This window comes from Rhizobium sp. WYCCWR10014, from assembly GCF_001657485.1.
In the GTDB taxonomy this organism is placed as follows: domain Bacteria; phylum Pseudomonadota; class Alphaproteobacteria; order Rhizobiales; family Rhizobiaceae; genus Rhizobium.
On record NZ_LXFU01000052.1, the window covers coordinates 308,265 to 328,344 of the forward strand.

14 protein-coding genes and 1 pseudogene are annotated in these 20,080 nt (G+C 61.0%); 12 read left to right on the plus strand and 3 right to left on the minus strand.

Features of this window, described 5'->3' with window-relative positions; all coding sequences use genetic code 11:
• Positions 1–85: 85 nt before the first annotated feature.
• Genes A6U98_RS34035 through A6U98_RS34055 form a run of 5 tightly spaced genes read left to right on the plus strand, consistent with a single transcriptional unit; the run spans position 86 to position 3,995 of the window.
• Positions 86–1,141 (plus strand): ion channel, encoded by a 1,056-nt coding sequence (locus A6U98_RS34035; RefSeq protein ID WP_064655603.1) that lies wholly within the window; start codon positions 86–88, stop codon positions 1,139–1,141.
• Entirely contained in the window at positions 1,138–1,791 is a 654-nt protein-coding gene (locus A6U98_RS34040; protein WP_064655604.1) for a YjfK family protein, read from the plus strand. Before A6U98_RS34035 ends, A6U98_RS34040 begins: the two co-directional genes overlap by 4 nt.
• Before the next feature lie 34 nt (positions 1,792–1,825).
• Positions 1,826–2,227, plus strand: a complete 402-nt coding sequence (locus A6U98_RS34045; protein WP_064655605.1) for a DUF350 domain-containing protein — start codon at positions 1,826–1,828, stop codon at positions 2,225–2,227.
• A gap of 12 nt (positions 2,228–2,239) precedes the next feature.
• Positions 2,240–2,836: a DUF1190 domain-containing protein gene (locus A6U98_RS34050; RefSeq protein WP_064655606.1), complete on the plus strand. Its 597-nt coding sequence runs from the start codon at positions 2,240–2,242 to the stop codon at positions 2,834–2,836.
• Between the two features lies 1 nt (position 2,837).
• A complete protein-coding gene (locus A6U98_RS34055; RefSeq protein WP_064655607.1) occupies positions 2,838–3,995 on the plus strand; it encodes a glutathionylspermidine synthase family protein in 1,158 nt (385 codons plus the stop codon).
• Between the two features lie 236 nt (positions 3,996–4,231).
• Here A6U98_RS34055 and A6U98_RS37945 read toward each other — a convergent pair.
• Positions 4,232–4,444, minus strand: a pseudogene (locus tag A6U98_RS37945) (IS30 family transposase); the annotation flags it as partial.
• A gap of 270 nt (positions 4,445–4,714) precedes the next feature.
• Here A6U98_RS37945 and A6U98_RS34065 point away from each other — a divergent pair.
• The 7 genes from A6U98_RS34065 to A6U98_RS34095 all read left to right on the plus strand — a co-directional run bounded on the left by A6U98_RS34065 (position 4,715) and on the right by A6U98_RS34095 (position 17,882).
• The gene (locus tag A6U98_RS34065) at positions 4,715–5,899 is read left to right on the plus strand and encodes a GTP-binding protein (protein ID WP_064655634.1); all 1,185 of its coding nucleotides are present in this window, start codon (positions 4,715–4,717) and stop codon (positions 5,897–5,899) included.
• 216 nt (positions 5,900–6,115) lie between these two features.
• Positions 6,116–11,449: a DUF4082 domain-containing protein gene (locus A6U98_RS34070; protein ID WP_064655609.1), complete on the plus strand. Its 5,334-nt coding sequence runs from the start codon at positions 6,116–6,118 to the stop codon at positions 11,447–11,449.
• 48 nt (positions 11,450–11,497) lie between these two features.
• A complete protein-coding gene (locus A6U98_RS34075) occupies positions 11,498–12,730 on the plus strand; it encodes a GTP-binding protein (protein ID WP_064655635.1) in 1,233 nt (410 codons plus the stop codon).
• Between the two features lie 73 nt (positions 12,731–12,803).
• A complete protein-coding gene (locus tag A6U98_RS34080; RefSeq protein WP_003549393.1) occupies positions 12,804–13,112 on the plus strand; it encodes a hypothetical protein in 309 nt (102 codons plus the stop codon).
• A 43-nt stretch (positions 13,113–13,155) separates the two neighbouring features.
• Positions 13,156–15,300 (plus strand): peptidase domain-containing ABC transporter, encoded by a 2,145-nt coding sequence (locus A6U98_RS34085; RefSeq protein ID WP_064655610.1) that lies wholly within the window; start codon positions 13,156–13,158, stop codon positions 15,298–15,300.
• On the plus strand, positions 15,297–16,739 hold the full coding sequence (locus tag A6U98_RS34090) for an HlyD family type I secretion periplasmic adaptor subunit (protein WP_064655611.1): 1,443 nt from the start codon (positions 15,297–15,299) through the stop codon (positions 16,737–16,739). The genes A6U98_RS34085 and A6U98_RS34090 overlap by 4 nt, the downstream gene beginning before the upstream one ends.
• 405 nt (positions 16,740–17,144) lie before the next feature.
• The gene (locus A6U98_RS34095; RefSeq protein ID WP_064655612.1) at positions 17,145–17,882 is read left to right on the plus strand and encodes a hypothetical protein; all 738 of its coding nucleotides are present in this window, start codon (positions 17,145–17,147) and stop codon (positions 17,880–17,882) included.
• 10 nt (positions 17,883–17,892) lie between these two features.
• Here the strand turns inward: A6U98_RS34095 and A6U98_RS34100 are convergent, their stop codons facing one another.
• On the minus strand, positions 17,893–19,266 hold the full coding sequence (locus tag A6U98_RS34100; protein WP_064655613.1) for an ISNCY family transposase: 1,374 nt from the start codon (positions 19,264–19,266) through the stop codon (positions 17,893–17,895).
• 124 nt (positions 19,267–19,390) lie between these two features.
• Positions 19,391–20,080, minus strand: a 690-nt coding sequence (locus A6U98_RS34105; RefSeq protein WP_082934046.1) for an IS30 family transposase, incomplete at its 5' end; no start/stop codon positions are given.

Genomic DNA, 20,080 nt, shown 5'->3' on the forward strand with positions numbered 1-20,080 from the left:
ATTTGGGTAATCGGTTTGCAACTTAAAGATCTGGTGCGCTAAATAAATTTCGCTAGGGTACGCGTTGGGAACGGGGGCGAATCGCTTGCCATTTATCGCTTCATTGATGCGGCGTGTATATCTCTCGCTCAGCGAATTGGCCTGGTCAGCCCTTTTTGTTATCCTCGTAATCCACCTGGTCGCTTCTTACTTGCTCTTCCTGCTGGCCGGCGAACCCGATCTCGTCGGCAATCCGGTCGACTTTCTTTACTACTATATGGTGACGGCAACGACTGTCGGCTATGGCGATCTTTCTCCAAAATCGGGGCTCGGCCGAATCATCGCCGTCCTGTTCGTTCTTCCCGGCGGCATTGCCATCTTCACCGCTGTTCTTGGCAAGTTGTTGACAACTATCGGTACGATCTGGAGGAACCGCATGCGCGGATTGGGAGATTACAGCGAACGCGCCAACCATATCATCGTTCTGGGCTGGCAAGAGGGGCAGACATACCAGACGCTGCGGCTGCTGCATGCCGAACGGCAGGCCAACGAACCGATGAGTGTTCTGGTTGCCAAGGACCTGCCGGAAAATCCCGCCAGCAATTACGCCGACTATATCAGAACCGAGCGACTTGCCGATGCCGACGCTCTGGTGCGGGCCGGAGTGGCTAAGGCGCGCGCGATCATCGCGCGTGGAGCAAATGACGACGAGACGCTGGCCGCTGTTCTGATCGCCGAAGATCATGCGCCCAATGCCCATATCGTCGCCTATTTCGCCGACGACCGAACGGCACAGATGGTCAAACAACGCCGGCCGCGGGTCGAGGCAGTGGGCTCACTCGCCGAGGAACTGCTGTCGCGTGCCGCCCGTGATCCGGGCTCTTCGGAAATCGCTGCACGGCTGCTGTCGGCCGCCTCCACCGACACTGCCTTTTCCCTGCCGGTCCCGCCTTTGCAAACGCCGCTGCTTTATGGAAACGTGTTTTTAAGCCTCAAGCGTCAGCACAATGTGACGCTGGTGGGCATGCTGAGCCAGGGAATGACCGACCTCAATTGCCGAGACGAGGCGCCGCTTCGGGGCGGCGAGACCCTTTACTACATCAGCGGAATGCGGCTAGATCCCGCTGCCATCGCTTGGGCTCGAATGGGAGAGGTATCATGATCGGCTGGTTCGGCGGAAAGAACGAAAAGCCCTTACCCAAAGAACTTGGCCCGTTGAGCGCCGCCATCGGCGGGGCGTTGGAGATCGATTTCCTCTCCCTCGAAGCCGAGGCTTTGGCCGGCCAGCCGGCGATGCCGCTCCCACGGAGCGGCCCGTTCATCATTGCCGCCTACGGTGAGGTCTCGCTCGATGCCGCGACGGTTCTGTCGCGCTACTACGATGAAGACCATCGGATGGTTCAGGTGATGTCGACGTCGGGCCAGCCGGGTGATGTCGACGACATCAGCTTTTATCAGCCCTGGGACAGCGTCGTGCCTGCCGGGCAGGGCGAATGGAACCGCTGGACCGGGCCGGACGGCCTGATCGGCCAGCCAACCTACGATGCCGACGGCATCCTCTATAGCCGCTTCTGGGGCGAAGGCCCGGAACGCACCCCATTGGTGGAGTTTGTCGAGAAGGTCGACGACGGTGAGGCGCAGCGCTCCATTCACCAGACCTGCATGCTGTATTATCGCCCGCTCGGCTCGACGCGCGAAATGCTTTTGATCAATGTCGAGCGTGACCTCGATCTCGGACAGAGCCAGGCAGGCAGCTCGGTGGAATTTCTGATCGGTTATGGACTGGCTCCAGCCGATGTTCGCCGCGTCTGAGGGATCCTATCAATTTCAACGGAGGACTTTTTCAATGCTCGATTATGTGGCGGGTTTGCCTGCCTTCCTCGGCTATTTCGCCGTCGGTCTTGCCGCCTACGGCGTATTCGCGGTGATCTACACATTCTTGACGCCGCAGAAGGAAGTCCAACTCATTCGTGCAGGCAATCTTGCCGCCGTCACGGCATTCCTGGGCGCGCTTGTTGGTTTCAGCCTGCCTCTGGCTTCGGCCGCAGCCAATTCGGTAAGCATCGTCGATTACATCATATGGGCGGTAGTCGGCATTCTGGCCCAGATCCTGGCTTTCTATATTGCGAATTTCACCATGACGGATCTGCATGAAAAGATCACTGCCGACAATATCGCCGCGGGCATATGGGGCGGCGGCATCGCGCTCGTCATCGGTATTCTCAACGCCGCCTGCATGACCTATTGAGGGGAGGGAATGATGCGCAGACGTAAGAGCGGGCACAAACGACCTTTCCTGGCCCTCGGCACTATCGCTGCCTCGACCCTGGCGCTGTCCGGTTGCGGCGATCAGACTCCCTCGGAGACAATGTTCACCTCCGTCGACCAATGCGTGACTTCCGGCATGGACCGGCAGGTCTGCCAGGCCGGCTATCAGGATGCCATGCGGGCCCACCTCGCCGCCGCGCCGCGTTTCAACGGCATGGCCGCCTGCGAGGCCGAATACGGCTCAGGCCAGTGCACGGAACAGTCGGCCAGTGCCGTGCCCAACAGTACCGGCGCAGGCGGTAGCTTCTTCGTGCCGTTCCTGACAGGCTACATGCTGTCTTCGGCACTGAACAACATCGGCGACTATTACAATTATCGCCGGCGCCAGGAGGAGAGTGGCTCCTACGGCTCGACGCCGATTTATCGCAATCGCTCGGGGCAAACGGTGACAACGACTGTTCGCTCAGGCGGTCGCAACGACACCGTGACTGCGCCCTCACGTCAGAGCGTCAAGCCGGTCAACGTCAACACTCGCACCGTCGCCCGTCAAGGCTTCGGTGGCCGTTCGTCGTTCAGTTTCGGCGGCTGACATGAAGCGCATCACCCTTCCGGCGCGTCCTGATTGGCTTGACAAGGCGCGTGCCGTCGGCTTCGGGTTTCACGAAATGTATGGCGAGCCCTATTGGCTCGATGATGCCGCCTATACGTTCACGCTCGATGAGATCGAGATGCAGATCGAAGGGCCGAGCCAGGAATTGCACGACATGTGCATGGATCTGGTGGGTGATATCGTCAGAAGCGAAGAGTCGCTCGACAGGCTGGCCATTCCGGAGGACCTGCGCGATGTGGTGCAGCGCTCCTGGCAGCGCCGCGACCGGCACCTCTACGGCCGGTTCGATCTTGCTTACGACGGCACTGGCCCGGCCAAACTGCTCGAATATAACGCCGATACTCCCACTTCGGTGTTTGAGACGGCTTATTTCCAGTTCAACTGGCTGACCGACCAGGTGGCTTTGGGTATCCTGCCCAAGGACGCGGACCAGTACAATTCCTTGCAGGAAAGCCTCGTCGAGGCATTCGAGCAATTTTCCAAAGAGCCGATCTTCCACTTCGCGGCGATGACCGACAATGAGGAGGATCGCGGCACGACGGTCTATCTGATGGACTGTGCAGTGCAGGCCGGCCATCGCGTCGAGCTTCTGGACATCCGCGAAATCGGCATCGATGCGCAAGGCCGCTACACCGACCTCCAGGATCGGGTGATCGACCGCTGCTTCAAGCTGTACCCGTGGGAGTTCATGCTGCGCGAGCCGTTCGCCCGTCAACTCGTGCGCTCGGGCGATGTTTTCATCGAGCCCGCCTGGAAGGCCGTGCTCTCCAACAAAGGGCTTCTGCCTCTGCTCTGGCAGCGCCACCCCAATCACCCCAACCTGCTGGCGAGCTATTTCGCCGACGACCCGGCGGCCTCGACCTTGAGCGACTATGTGCGCAAACCACTGCTGTCGCGAGAAGGCGAGAACGTTACGATATTCCAAGATGGCCGGGAATTGATTTCCGCCCCCGGCGATTATGGTGACGAAGGTTTTATCGTCCAGGCCTATGCCCCGCTTTTCGAAAGCGATGGCGGCTTCGCCGTGCTAGGCAGCTGGATCGTCGGTGATCGCGCCTGCGGCCTTGCCGTGCGCGAGGACCGCTCGCGCATAACCGCCAACTTGTCGCGTTTCGTGCCGCACGTCATAGTCGGATAAGAGAAGATCTATCGCGTCAGGCGTAGCTATCTTCGTCTACGCGTCGAGCGATGCCGCCCGAGTTCTCGACGATAATTTCGACACCGATGCCGGCTATCGGCGGACGAGCGATCTGCAATCTCCCAGACGTCGTTCAGACGCGGGGAGTGTGACATTCCAACTTTGCAGAAACAGGACACTTCAACTTTGCGGTGTTGGTTCCAGATTAAATGCAACGCTCTGCGTAAACTACATGCTCAGCTTTCCATGGCCATTAGTTGCTGGCTGAAGACTTCCTTCGGCGTCTGAAACCCCAGGCACTTGCGTGGTGTGTCGTTGAGCCGTTCACACAGCAAGCGGATCTCCTGATAGCTGATATCCAGAACGATGGTCTCCGGCGGCAGGTAGCGCCGGACGCGCTTGTTCGTGTTCTCAACGGTGCCTTTCTGCCATGGCGCTTGCGGGTCGCAAANTGGCTTCTTCGCCAACGGCGTCAGCAACGGTCCGCTGTCGGCGCTGTCCAGCGCTGCGGCTGGCGGCAATGGCGTCTATGCTTACGGCGGATCTGCCACCACAGGTCTCTTCCCGACCAGCACCTTTGACTCGGCAAACTATTATGCCGATGTGGTCTTCCGGCCGCAGCTCGCAGCTTGACGTCGAAGGAGGTTAGAGACGGTTTCGATGAGGCTCATAAAACGCAAATGACAGTCGCTCCGAATGCCGTCATTGACGGGATGCCGATGAACAGCATCGATCGGCTGCCGGTCACAGTGCTCTCGGGTTTTCTCGGCGCCGGCAAGACGACGCTTCTCAGCCACGTGCTGACCAATCGCGAGGGCCTTCGGGTCGCCGTCATCGTCAACGATATGAGCGAGGTGAACATAGACGCCAGTCTCATTCGAGACGGCGGCTGTAACCTGTCGCATACGACGGAGACGTTGATTGAGCTCAGCAATGGCTGCATATGCTGCACCCTGCGCGACGATCTCCTGACGGAAGTGCGGCGACTGGCCGAAGAGGGGCGATACGACTACCTGTTGATAGAAGGAACCGGCATTGCGGAGCCATGCCCTATCGCGGCAACCTTTTCATTCCGGGACGAGAACGGTGTTTCGCTCTCCGATTTTGCGAAACTTGACACGATGGTGACCGTCGTCGACGCCGCAAGCCTCTTGGCCGATTACAGCAGCGCTGATCTGCTTCGCGATCGCGGACTGCAGCGCGACAGCGAGGACCGGCGGACGCTCATCGACCTGTTGGTGGATCAGATCGAGTTTGCCGATATTGTCGTGATCAATAAGATCTCGGATGCGACCGAGGAGATTCGCGCGGAAGTCCGCAAGACGGTGGCTGCACTCAACCCGGATGCCCGCCAGGTGGAGACGGACTTCGGCAAGGTTTCTCTTGCAACCATCCTCAGTACCGGCCTCTTCGATGAAGCAAAAGCCGCCGCTCACCCGTTGTGGCACAAGGAACTGTACAATCCGGGCGACCATGTTCCGGAGACGGAGGAATACGGGGTATCGAGCTTTGTCTATCGTACGAGGCGTCCCTTCGACCCCAAGCGGTTTAGAGCATTCCTGGACGAGCCCTGGCCGGGGGTAATCCGCGCCAAAGGCCATTTCTGGCTTGCCACGCGCCCGCGTCAGGTGGGTTTGATGTCTGCTGCCGGGGTGCAACGGCGCTGTGAACCCATGGGGCTCTGGTGGGCGGCCGTTCCCCGACAAGACTGGCCCAGCCATCAACAGTTTCGTCAGCATCTCGAGAGCCGATGGGACAGCGCTTGGGGCGACCGCCGGCAGGAGCTCGTGTTTATCGGTGTTGATATGGACGAGACAGGCGTCCGCACCGCGTTGGACGACTGCCTGGCCAGCTCGGACCCGCGGGACTGGTCGGCTCTCGAAGATCCGTTTCCGGCCTGGTAGCACGGGACGCGGGAATACCGGCTCAACCGGCCGGACCGGGGAGACAATACCGAACTAGAATTCCTCTTCACCCTGATTCGGCCACTGAGCACTAGCCGGAGGCAGCTTTGCGGCCTTGTCGGTCGGGTATGCGGTGAGGGTCATCATATCGGAGTACGGAGTATCACCCACATACCCCAGATTGCTGTCGTACATTCCCTTTCGAAAGCTGGCAGGATGAAGCCTTCCAATGGTGGTCGACGGGAAACGGGGACGCCGCTCTTGCTGAGATTTCATGTGAGGAATCGCGAATATCTAAGTACTGCCGGCGGCACGCCGAGCTTCTGTCACCCACCCTCTGTCTGGACCGCACTGCTTGGAACTGCGACCGTGGTGTCTTCAAGCACTCAGGGTCGCTACGGTTTTGCCAATCAGGGCAGCGCAACCGTTCAATCCTCCTTCTCCGGCAAGGTCACATCTTCCCTGATATCATCAGGCGACCTGCAATCGTCCCCCGCATTGTCGACGGCGGTGCCGGCGCCTGCAGGAGATAGCGGCGCGCAAGACGGCTTCACCAAGACGGCGTCTACTACGACGGTATTCGAGACGCCTTCCTCGACATTGCAACGCACCGTGCTTGCCCCGGATCCGTCCGAGGAGGCTGCAACACTGCCTGCCGCTCCCGCGCTTACGGGTGTTACCACCGACGCCGACACTGGAAGCACCAACACGGCAGAGCCGGTCAGCTCTTCCAGCAGTCTCGGCACGACTTCGTTGCGCCTTCAGGCCTCGATTGCATCCATCTCGGTGGAGCCGAGCCAGGACGTTCCTGCTGAGACGTCCGCGGCCCCGACAGCACTGGGGTCACTGGCGGCACCGGTGGCGGCGGTTTCGGCTGCGGCGACACCCAACAAGATCGCGCTCGAAAACCTGAAGCAGGGCAACCCGATCAGCGAGTGGGGTCTGGAGGGCGATGGTGGTGGCACCATCCAGGGCTTCGCCACCGAAATCAGCACGAATATCGGCCAGACGGTCGACTTCAAGATCGCCACCGATTCCACCCACTACCGCATCGACATTTACCGCATTGGCTATTACGGCGGGGCCGGCGCGCGCAAGGTCGACTCGATCGAGCAATCGCTGACATCGGCGCAGATCCAGCCGCACCCGATTGTCGACATGTCGCTCGGTCTCATCGATTGCGGCAACTGGTCGGTCTCGGCGAGCTGGCAGATTCCCGACGATGCCGTCTCGGGCGTCTACTTCGCCAAGCTGGTGCGCGAGGATGGCACCGAGGATGCAAGCATCATCCCCTTCGTCGTGCGCGATGACGCCTCGACCAGCGATATCGTCTTCCAGACATCCGACACCACTTGGCAGGCCTATAATGCCTGGGGCGGCGCCAGCCTCTATTATGGCGAAGTCCCCGTCGATCCGGCCGACATGATCGGCTACCTGCCGCCGAACTGCAGCTGCGGGCTGACTGCGATCGGCCGCGCCTCGGCCGTCAGCTACAACCGCCCGATCATCACCAATACCAGCCCGATCGGCGGCTCGCATGATTTCATCTTCGGCGTCGAGTCTTCGGCTATCCAGTGGCTGGAGCAGAACGGCTACGATGTTTCCTATATCTCCGGCGTCGATGCGACGCGCAGCGGCAGCCTGCTGCTGAACCATGATGCCTATCTATCCGTCGGTCATGACGAATACTGGTCGGCCGAGCAGCGCGCCAATGTCGAGGCGGCCCGCGATGCGGGTGTGAACCTCGCCTTCTGGAGCGGCAACGAGTGCTACTGGAAGGTGCGCTGGGAAAGCAGCATCGACGGCAGCGGCCAAGCCTATCGCACCATGGTCTGTTACAAGGAGACCTGGGGCACAAGCACGGATCCGAGCGCTACCGGCACCGGCACCTGGCGCGATCCGCGCTATGCCGATCCGGGGCAGGAGCCGGAGAATTCGCTGACCGGCACGATGTTCCAGGTGGACAGCTACCGCTCCGATACGATCACCATCCCCTACGACTATTCGAACCTGCGCTTCTGGCGCAACACCGATGTCGCCGAGCTGCAGGAGGGCGAGACCTATAATCTGGTGCAGAACCTGCTCGGTTACGAGTGGGATTCCGACGTCGAAAACGGCTTCCGGCCGGATGGCCTCATCAACCTGTCGCTCTCATCCATCGCGGTCAGCACCTATCTGCGCGACTACGGCACGACGGTCGGCGATGCGGTGGCGACCCACAGCCTCACCATGTACCGGGCCGAAAGCGGCGCGCTCGTCTTCGGCGCCGGCACCGTCTTCTGGTCCTGGGGTCTCAACGCCAACCACCAGGGAGCGGCGACGCCGACCGATCCCAACGTGCAGCAGGCCATGGTCAACATGTTTGCGGACATGGGCATCCAGCCGACCACACTCGATGCGAGCTTGATCCTCGCGACCCAGTCGACCGACGAGTTGAAGCCGACCTCGTCGATCAGCTCGCCGATCATCGGTGCCAGCTTCGTCGAGGGGCAGCGCGTCACCATCACCGGCACGGCGCAAGATTTCGGCGGCGGCATCATTGCCGGTGTGGAGGTGTCCACCGACGGCGGCCAGCACTGGTTCAAGGCCACCGGCCGCGAAAGCTGGAGCTATAATTGGGTCGTCCAGGCAAGCGGCACCTATACGATCCTGTCGCGCGCCGTCGACGACAGCGTCAATCTGGAGGCACCATCGGTCGGCAAGCAGGTCACGGTCACCCTGCCGGGCACGCAGGGCCTGTGGACGCTGGCGGAAAAGCCCGCGGTCGAAACGGCGATCGATCGCGATCCGGTCGAGCTCGGCCTGCGCTTCCAAGCGACGACGGCAGGCTCGGTGCAGGGCATCCGCTTCTACAAGGGCTTCTACAATACCGGCGACCACGTCGTCAGCCTCTGGTCCGGCAACGGAACGCTGCTCGCAACCGGCGTGTCGGTGGGTGAATCGCTCTCCGGCTGGCAGACGGTGATGTTCTCCTCGCCGATCCAGATCGCTGCCGGCACGACCTATGTGGCCTCCTATCACAGCAACGGATTCTTCTCCGTCACCGAGAACTATTTCAGCGAGCCCTATGCCAGCGGCGCGCTGAAGGCCGTCGATGGCGGCGGCGTCTTTGCCTATGGTGGCACCAGCACGTTCCCCGGTCAGAGCCCCGGCGGCTCCAACTATTGGGTGGACGTGGTCTTCGATGCCGGCCCCAACAGCCAGCCGCTCGCAACCGACGACAGCGGGCTGATCATCGGCCATAACGGATCGCTTGCTATCTCGATTGCCGCACTCGTGGCAAATGATGTCGATGCCAATGGCGATGCGCTGACCATCACCGCCGTCGGCAATGCGCTCCACGGCACGGTCGCACTCAACACGCAGACCGGAACCATCACCTTCACGCCGGCCAACAATTATTCAGGCCCGGCAAGCTTCACCTATACGCTGTCGGACGGGCGCGGCGGTACGGATCAGGGCAATGTCAGCCTCACCGTTCAGGCAGGTCCGGCCGGCGAGACGCTGTTTACCGGCAGCGAGGGACCGACCGGCGGCGGCTTCAACGACAATACGGCGATGGAACTCGGCATGAAGTTCGTCGCGTCCTCAAACGGCACGATCTCGGGCATCCGCTATTACAAGGCTGCCGGCGATACCAGCGTGCATACCGGCTCCATCTGGAGGGCCGACGGCACGCTCGTCGCCACGGTCACCTTCACCAACGAGTCGCTCTCCGGCTGGCAGACGGCAACCTTCTCCACGCCGCTGCAGATCACGACGGGTGCGACCTATGTCGCCTCCTACCACACGACCGGCAGCTATGTGGCGACCGCAGGCTATTTCAACACGGCCCATACCAACGGCTCGCTGACGGCGCTCGCCGGTGCGAACGGCGTCTATGCGGTCGGATCGGGCTCGACCTTCCCGACGCAGAGCTACCAGTCGTCGAATTACTGGGTCGATGTCGTCTTCAACCAGTCGACGGGCAACACGGTGCCGGTTGCCGCCAACGACAACGGCTACACGACCTATGCCAACACGGCCCTCTCGATTGCCGCGGCCAACCTGCTTGCCAACGACAGCGATGGCGATGGCGACCCGCTGAACATTACCGGCGCCAATGGCGCGGTCAACGGAACGGTGACCTTCAACAGCCAGACCAACACGGTGATCTTCACGCCGAACTCGGGTTATACGGGCGTCGCAAGTTTCTCCTACTCGATCTCGGACGGGCATGGCGGCACGGCTTCGGCCACCGTCAGCCTCACGGTCAATTCGCAGCCCGGCGGCGGCACGACCTCGAGCCTGTTTACCAGCGCCGACACGTCGGGGGTTACCGCCGCCAATGACGCCAACTCGGTCGAACTTGGCGTCAAGTTCATCGCTTCCGCCAACGGCCAGATCACGGGGCTCACCTATTACAGGAGCGCGCAGGATACCGGCACGCATGTCGGCTCGCTCTGGACCGCGAGCGGCCAGCTCCTTGGCCAGGCAACCTTCATCAACGAGACGGCAAGCGGCTGGCAGACGGTTTCCTTCACCCAGCCAATCAATGTTACCGCCGGCGTGACCTATGTGGCGAGCTACCATTCCAACGGCTTCTATTCGGCAACCGCGAACTATTTCACGACAGACTATACGAGCGGGGCGCTGACGGCGCCGGCAAGTTCGATCAGTGGCGGCAACGGCGTCTATGCCTATGGCACGGGCAGCCTGTTCCCGACCGCCTCCTACAATGCCAGCAATTACTGGGTGGACGTGCTCTATCAGCAGGGCGCGCAGAATGCGGTTCCGGTCGCAGCCAATGACAGCGGCTACTCGACCAATACGGGCACGCCAATCACCATCCAGGCCTCGGCGCTGCTTTCAAACGACAGCGATGCCGATGGCGATCCGCTCACGATCACCGGCGTCAGCGGCGCCGTCAACGGCTCGGTCGCCTACAGTGCCCAGGCCCAGACGGTGACCTTCACGCCGACCGCAGGCTATTCGGGACCGGCGAGCTTCAGCTACGCGATATCAGACGGCAAGGGCGGCACGGCCACGGCCCAGGTTGCGCTCGCCATCAACAACCCGGCTGCAGGCCCGGAGCAGAACCTCTTTGCCGCCAATACGACGCCTGCAATCGTCTCCACCAACGACAATCAGCAGGTCAATCTCGGCATGAAATTCCAGGCCGATACGGCAGGCTGGATCACCGGCATCCGCTTCTACAAGGGCACCGACAATACAGGCCCGCATAACGGCTATCTCTGGACCGCCTCGGGCACGCTGCTCGGCAGCGTCGCCTTCAGCAACGAAACGGCAAGCGGCTGGCAGACCGCGACACTCACCCAGCAGGTGGAGATCGCCGCGGATACGACCTACGTCGTTTCCTACAGCACCAACGGCAATTATTCGGCGACCGGCAATTACTTCAGCGCCGATGTGACGAATGGCGACCTCAGGGCGCTCAGCGGCAGCAACGGCGTCTATGCCTATGGGTCGAGCGGGCTGTTCCCGAGCGCCAGCTATAACAGCACAAACTACTATGTGGACGTAGCTTTTAGACCGCAGCTCGCGGCGTAAAGCCCGCGAGCATGTAAGGCCAAGCATCTTTAAAGGGTAATGATATCGATGATGGGTGCAGACAACAGATTGCCGGTAACGGTTCTCGCCGGGTTTCTCGGCGCCGGCAAGACGACTGTCCTCAATCATGTCCTGAGCAATCGTGAGGGTCGCCGGGTAGCTGTCATCGTCAACGATATGAGCGAGGTCAACATCGATGCGGATCTCGTGCGCGAGGGGGGTGCAGACCTCTTGCGCACGGACGAGACGCTGGTAGAGCTCACCAATGGATGCATCTGCTGCACGCTGCGCGACGATCTCCTGAGCGAGGTCCGCCGGCTCGCTAGCGCCGGCCGTTTCGACTATCTGCTGATCGAGGGCACCGGCATTGCCGAGCCGCTGCCGGTCGCAGCCACCTTCTCCTTCCGCGACGAGAGCGGGGCAGCACTCTGCGATGTCGCGCGACTCGACACGATGGTTTCCGTCGTCGATGCGGTCAATCTTCTCGCCGATTACCAGAGCGCCGAGTTCCTTGCTGATCGCGGCGAAAGGCGTGACGGGGGCGATGAGCGCAAGCTCGTCGAACTCCTCGTCGAGCAGATCGAATTTTCCGACGTCGTCATCATCAACAAGGCGGGCGATGTGCCGCCCGCAATGCTCTCGGAGGTTCGCCGGGTCGTCGCGGCGCTCAATCCGGATGCCCGCATCATCGAGGCGGCCTTCGGCCAGGTGCCGCTTGGCGCGATCATGGATACCGGGCTCTTCAGCGAGGCGAAGGCCGCCCGCCATCCGTTCTGGCACAAGGAGCTTTACGGCTGGGGCGACCATGTGCCGGAGACCGAGGAATACGGCATTGCGAGCTTCGTCTATCGCAGCCGCCGGCCTTTCGATCCCGCGCGGCTGAGCCGCGTCATCGAGCAGCCATTGCCCGGCATCATCAGGGCGAAAGGGCATTTCTGGCTGGCGACCCGGCCGGACGAGATCGGCCTGTTGTCGATTGCCGGCACGCAGTGCCGCATCGAGAACAGGGGGTTCTGGTGGGCCTCGGTGCCGCGGGCGCAATGGCCGCGCCATCCGCAATTCCGCCAGTTGCTTGACCGGCATTGGGACGATGTTTGGGGCGACCGTCGCCAGGAGCTGGTCTTCATCGGCTCCGGCTTCGATGAGGCGGCGATCCGGGCCGCGCTCGACGATTGCCTGGCCGGGGGGGAGACGGGTGTAGATCCGCAGACCGCCATCGGCCTTCGCGATCCGTTTCCGGCATGGCGGCACGATACTCACGCATCGGACCGAAAAGTGTGACGCGGTTTTCGGATAATCCGATGTGTCGACTCAAAGGTGAACAGGTTTTGACTATCAACCAGAGGAGAGAACAATGAGCAACGAACTTTATGCAGATGGCATCGGCGAAATCACCATCACGGGAACGATCGTGCGCATCGACCTGATGTCGCTCTCGGCCACAGATCGTGACGCCAACAACAATCCGAAGCCGGTCTTCCGCCAGCGCATCATCATGCCGGTCGATGCCTTCGCCAATGCGGTCGATCTCATGCAGAAGGCGCTTGGCGGGTTGGTCGAGGCGGGTGCGGTCCGTCGCATCGGCGATATGCCAGCTGCGGCTGCTGCCGATATCCAGACGGTGCAGGCCGGCGCTTCGAACGCCTCGCCGAACTTCAACTGATAAAACAAATATTGCCTCGGTCTCGTATTGTTTCGGGTGGGCCATGAGTGGTTTTCTGCATACCAACCTGCACTGTCTTGCGCTCGTCGCGCGTCATCACGGCGTCGATCTTGCTCCTGAACGACTGCAGCACGATTATGCCGTCGGCAACGATCCCGTTGCCATGCGGCAGCTGCTGCGCATGGCCAAGGATGCCGGCCTCAGGGCAAGGCATCTGACGCTCGACTGGCGATCCCTGTTCCAACTCGGCGAGGCATTTCCGGTTCTCGCCGAGCTGACGAACGGCAACTGGGTGGTCATCGCCGGCGCTGTCGGGAGCGGGGAGGATGAGAGAATCCGCGTTCTCGACCCGCTGGCATCACGTGCCGAAGTGATGATGCTCAGCGAAGAGCAGTTCGCCAAGGCCTGGCTCGGATCGGTGATCCTGCTGAAGCGCAACTATCGCATGTCCGATGAGGACCGGCCCTTCGGCTTCCGCTGGTTCGTCCCCGAGATCATCAAGCAGCGCAGCTTCTTCCGAGACGTCGCGCTCGCCGCCTTCGTGCTCTACGGGCTGGGGCTGACGACGCCGATCTTCTTTCAGCTCGTCATTGACAAGGTGCTGGTGCATCAGAGCTATGCGACGTTGACGGTTCTGACGGCGGGCATCGCGATCGCGCTCATCTTCGACGCGACCTTCACCTTCCTGCGCCGCTATCTGCTGCTCTATGCGACAAATAGGATCGACATCCGCGTCGCGACCCGCACCTTCGGCCATCTGCTCAACCTGCCGATCGCGCTCTTCGAGCAGGCCTCGGCCGGCGTTCTCGTCAAGCACATGCAGCAGACCGGGCGCATCCGCGAATTCCTGACCGGCCGGCTGTTTCTCACGCTCCTGGACGGCGTTTCGCTCCTGGTCTTCGTGCCGATCCTGCTTCTCTACAGCGTCAAGCTGACGCTTGTCGTACTCGGTTTCGCCGCCCTCGTCGGGCTCGTGGTAATGACGCTCGTCGGGCCGTTCCAGCGCCGGTTGCAGGCGCTCTACCAGGCCGAAGGCGACCGGCAGGCATTGCTGGTGGAAACCGTGCACGGCATGCGCACCGTCAAATCGCTGGCGTTGGAGCCGCGCCAGCGCAAGGTGTGGGACGATTATTCTGCCCAGGCGATCTCCGTGCGTTTCCGGGTCGACAAGATCTCGACCATTGCCCAGGCGATGACCGGACTGCTGGAGAAGCTGATGAGCGTCGCGATCATCGGCCTGGGAGCGCTCGATGTGTTCAGCGGCGCGATGACGATCGGCGCGCTGGTCGCCTTCAACATGCTCGCCGGCCGGGTCTCGGGACCACTGGTGCAGATCGTCACCATGGTGCACGAATATCAGGAAGTCGCGCTCTCCGTGCGCATGCTCGGCGAGATCATGAACCAGCGGCCGGAGCAGTCGGGCCGCGGGCGAGGTGTTCGGCCGCATCTGCAGGGCCGCATCGAATTCGACAGGGTCAGCTTCCGTTATGGCCCGGATAGCGCGCCGGCGCTCGATAATGTCTCCTTCGCCATTCCGGCGGGCTGCCTCTTCGGCGTGGTCGGCAAGAGCGGCTCGGGCAAGACGACGATCACAAGGCTCATCCAGGGGCTCTATCAGAGCCAGGAAGGCCTCGTGCGCATGGATGGCTATGACAGCCGTGAGATCGACCTCGTGCATCTGAGAACGAGCATCGGCGTCGTGCTGCAGGATAGTTTCCTGTTTCGCGGCTCGGTGCGCGAGAATATTGCCGCCGCCAAGCCCGATGCCAGCATCGAGGAGATCATGGAAGTCGCCCGCATCGCCGGCGCCGAGGAGTTCATCGAACGCCTGCCGCGCGGCTTTGACACGATGCTGGAGGAAAACGCCTCCAATCTGTCAGGCGGCCAGAAGCAGCGGCTTGCCATTGCCCGCGCGCTGATTACCGATCCGAAACTGTTGATCTTCGACGAGGCGACGAGCGCGCTCGACCCCGACAGTGAGGCGATCATCCGCGAAAATCTGAGCCGCATCGCCGCCGGCCGCACCGTTATCATCGTCTCGCACCGACTTTCGACGCTCGTCGATGCCGATGCCATTCTCGTCATCGAGCGTGGCAAGGTCGCCGATATCGGCCGGCACGATCAGCTTGTATCGCGCTGCATGACCTATCGTCACCTGTGGTCCCAGCAGATGAGGCAGGTCGCATGAACGCGCACACCAGAAAATCCAGCGAAAACCTGCCGGTCCCTTCAGGCAAAGGCCCTTCAGACAAGGGGCCCTCGGGGAAGGGGAGGGAGCTTGTCGCCCGCCCACCGTTGCCGCCGGCAATTGCCGAATTCCAGTCCGACGCCGTCGAGCTCGAGGAACGCGCGCCACCTAGAATTGCGCGTATGACGCTCTACTGCGTGACGGCGCTGATTGTTTCGGCGATCATCTGGGCCTCGGTCTCGTCAATCGACGAGGTGGTGATTGCGCCCGGCAAGCTCGTCACCACCCAGCCGACCATCGTCGTCCAGCCGCTCGAAACCTCGATCATCCGTACGATCGAGGTGAAGGTTGGCGAAGTGGTGCATGCCGGTCAGACGCTCGCGACCCTCGACGCCACTTTCAGCCAGGCCGATGTCGACCAGCAGCAGGCGAAGTTCTCCGCCCTCGACGCCCAGGTGAGGCGAATCGAGGCCGAGCTTGCCGGCGACGATTACACGAAGATGGCGCGAGATACGCCCGACCAGATGCTGCAGGCGCAGCTCTTCGGCCAGCGACAGGCCTTCTACATGGCACAGCTGCAGAATTTCGAGCAGCAGATCGCCGGCCAGTCGGCAGCTCTGGCGGCGAGCAGGAATCAGGAAGCCGTGCTCAACGACAGGCGCGATGGGCTCTCGCAGATCGAGGCAGCGCGGGAGCGGCTCTACAACAAACAGAGCGGCTCGCTAATCACGCTGCTCGGCTCGCGCGACGCCCGCCTCGACGTCGAGTCCGACCTGACCGCCGTCCGCGGCCGGGCCGACGAGGCCGCCCACGCCTATGCCAAGCTCCGAGCCGACCGGCAGGCCTTCATCGAGGATTTCCGCCGCGCCGCAATGGAGCAGCTGGTGGAATTGCGCGGCCAGCGCGACATGGCTGACGAGGAACTGAAGAAGATGGCACTGCGCCGCAACATGGTGGCGCTGACGGCGCCGGCAGATTCCGTCGTGCTCGACCTGGCGCAGCGCTCGGTCGGTTCGGTGGTGCGGGAGGCGGAGCCGGTCGTCACACTCGTGCCGATCAACGTGCCGCTCGAAGCCGAAGTATCGATCAACACCCGCGACATTGGCCGCGTGTCCGTCGGCAAGGAGGCCCGCATCAAGCTCGACGCCTATCCCTTCCAGAAATACGGCACCGCCTCGGGCGAGGTGAGAACCATCAGTCAGGACACCTTCCTCACCGGCCAACAGGAGCAGACAGAGACCCCGAGCCAGGCGGCCGCCCCCTTCTTCAAGGCGCGGATACTGCTTGCCGATACCCGGCTGAATGCCGCAGGTATGCCGGTGCGCCTGCTTCCCGGCATGACCGTGTCCACGGAAATAAAGGTCGGCAACCGCACGGTGATCTCCTATTTCCTCTATCCGCTGCTGCGTGGCCTCGATAACGCAATACGCGAACCGTAGGTCACGGCGGATCAGTTCGCCCCACGAGACCCCGAGTAGCTTCGAGGCAGATATTTCGCATCCCATAGCGGCGGCCTGGCCCGCCCGTATTTTGCGAAAACAGGCTCAACTGTAACCGGACACTTTAACTTTGGGCATGTCACAGTTGAATATAGAATGTAGCCGGCTACACAAATTGTGGCGGGGAAGTTGGAATGTCCGGATCGGTGCAAAGTAGAAATGTCACTTTGAGGTCCATATCGTAGGACGACCAGCCCCGATCTGAGCGGCTGGTCCGGATTGCAAGATTAGATCGGGGCGGGTGGGACACACCCCTTCGGCTTTAGCTTTCTCAGTGGCAATTGTTCCGTCGCCGGTTGTACTATTGGCAGCCGTCTGTTGCAGGGTAGGGATCAAAGCCGCACGATGCTTCCGGAAATCAAGCTGCAGGGTGACGTCGATGTCGCCGCGTTGTCACCACTTCTTCGCGGGATGATCCTTTCGGCTTCCTACGCCGACAGTCAGGGCGGCATCGGGTTGACAGCGACCGGCGCCATGAACCGCAAGTTCGTGCATTGGGCCGCCGTTCACTTCCAGTGGCCCGACTACACGTCGGAAGACCTCTACAGCATGAACAAGGTTCTTAATGAAAGCGACATGCCGCCGCTTTGGGTCGTCCGTAGCATGCTTGCTCATCTAAAGCTTCTTCGCAAAAAGAAAGACCTTTTGCTGCCTACAAAACGATGCCGGGAGTTTCTCGCTAGGCCCCAGGCTTATTTTGACCTGATCGCCACGGACTATCTTTATTCGTACATCCATGACGGCCAGACGCTCGAGGAGGTGCGTGAACGAATGCGTTTGTGGCACGTATTCCTCAATCTTATCAATATCAAAGCTAGGCTTGGATGTTCGGTGAACGACTTGCTGAGCGTCCTTTATCCAAGCCTCTTGTCTCAGCCGGAAGCAGCAATGTCAGCAGAAGTCTGGACGTTGGGATCGGAGCTTCGCTACGGTGTCATTCGTCCCTTGTGCTGGCTGGGACTGCTTCACGAAGACCGCGATGGACTGACCATCCTTCAAGATGGGATGTACCACAAGACACCGCTTTGGGCGGCCTGCCTGCAACTCGAATCCGACATGCAAAGCGACATCGCCATGCATTGAGAACGCCCGGTCATTCCGCAGCCGGCTGCCTCATCAGCGCCTTCTCGCGCCGCGCAATCACCGCCGGATCGTTCATGAAGTCTGTCTTGCGGCCTGGCTTTCGGCCCCGTGGCGTGTAGCCATTCTTCTCACTGTTACTCTTGACCTTCGGCCTTGTCTGCTGATTCTGGCGCTCTTTGATATAGGCCAGAACGTCACCGAGCCGCTTGTTCTCGGTGATCGCCGCATGCGTCACCCGCTGGTCCTTATCGAACGTCCTGTAGGGCAGGGAATGCCCCTTCCACCGCACATCCAATCGACCGTCGGCATAGGCGTAGGTCTCGACATAGCGACCAGCTAAACCGCGCGTCACTTCGCTCTCCTCCAACATGATCCGCTTGCGCTCAAACGAAAACGTCAACTGCGATCCGACATAGCGCTGCTCGCGTTTGCACAGAATCTCGCCCAGCCGTTCCGGCGCCAGATTTATCGGCCGGTGCAGGTCTTCCGACCGGGCAGGGACAATCGCAAACCGGGCATTGTAGTACTCCATGAAGCCAGGCAAAAACGCGTTGCCCGTCTCCATGTCGCAGATATGAGCCAGTCGTAATTCCTTGACCAGCCGATCCTGTAGCGTCCGGTTCATCCGTTCGACACGACCCTTGGCCTGACTCGAATTTGCGCAAAGAATCTCGATGCTTAGTTCCGAGAGCGCACGGCCGAACTGGGTCATGCCCTGGCCACCCTTGGCGTCCTTCTTCGCCACCCGGAACACCGTATGCTTGTCGGAATAAAAGGCGATCGGAGCGCCATGCTCCTTCAAGTAAAGTTCGAGCGCGTCGAAATAGGTGAACGTGCTCTCCGATCGTACAAAGCGCAACTGCATCAATCTGCCAGTCGCATCATCGACAAACACCAGCAGCGAGCACGACGGTCCGCGATCTTCAAACCAGCGATGCTCGGAGCCGTCGATCTGCACCAGCTCGCCATAAGCCTCGCGCCGTAGCCGCGGCTGGTGAAACGTCCGGCGCTGCTTGCGCGACAGCCAAAGTCCGGCCTCCGTCATCCAGCCGCGCAACGTCTCGCGCGACACCCGCAATCCATCTCGCTCGGAAAGCTTCTCTGCCGCCAAGGTTGGTCCGAAGTCTGCATAGCGTTCACGAACCAGCGTCACCGCGTAATCCCGAACACCATCGCTGATCCGGTTGTTCGACGGCCGGCCGATCGCCTTGTGCCGGATCGACGCCGCACCACCAGTGCGGATCCGATACAACAGCCGGCGCACCTGGCGCTCGCTCAAATCAAGCACATGCGCCGCCGACACCAATGTCATCCTGCCGGCGATGACTTTCGACAAAATCTCGATCCTCTGCAGATCACGCTCGCTCATCGCAATCAGTCCCATCCGCAATCTCCCAGACGTCATTCAGACGCGGGGAGTGTGACATTCCAACTTTGCAGAAACAGGACACTTCAACTTTGCGTGCTGGTTCCAGATTAAATGCAACGCTCTACGCAAACTACATGCTCTAGTTTTCCATGGCCATTAGTTGCTGGCTGAAGACTTCCTTCGGCGTCTGAAACCCCAGGCACTTGCGTGGCGTGTCGTTGAGCCGTTCACACAGCAAGCGGATCTCCTGATAGCTGATATCCAGAACGATAGTCTCCGGCGGCAGGTAGCGCCGGACGCGCTTGTTCGTGTTCTCAACGGTGCCTTTCTGCCATGGCGCTTGCGGGTCGCAAAACCATGCCGCCGTTCCCATGCCCTTTTCCAGCTCCCGCCATGAGACAAACTCGAGGCCTCGATCAAATGTCAGGCTTTGCCGAGCTTGTGCGGGCAGGGGCGCCAGATGACGGATCAACTGGCTCATGATCGGCTTGGAGCGCCTATCATTATTGCGAAACAGCACGGTGTAGCGGCTCTTTCGCTCGACAACCGTGGCGACATTGGCGGATCCATGTTCCTTTCTGAAGATCATCAGGTCCGCCTCCCAGTGGCCAAACTCGGCTCGGGAATTGATAGATTCAGGCCTGTTACCAATGGCGCAATCAATTGGAAAGATGAGGCTTTTTGGCTTTCGTGCATATCTGGGCCGCCGCTTTCTGCGGCGTTCTGGCAAAAGACGCGCAAGCTGCTGGTCATGACCTTCGGAAGAGTACACATACTGGTAGATCGTTTCGTGGCACAGCCTTGCAGGCCCCTCAGAAATTCTCAGGCG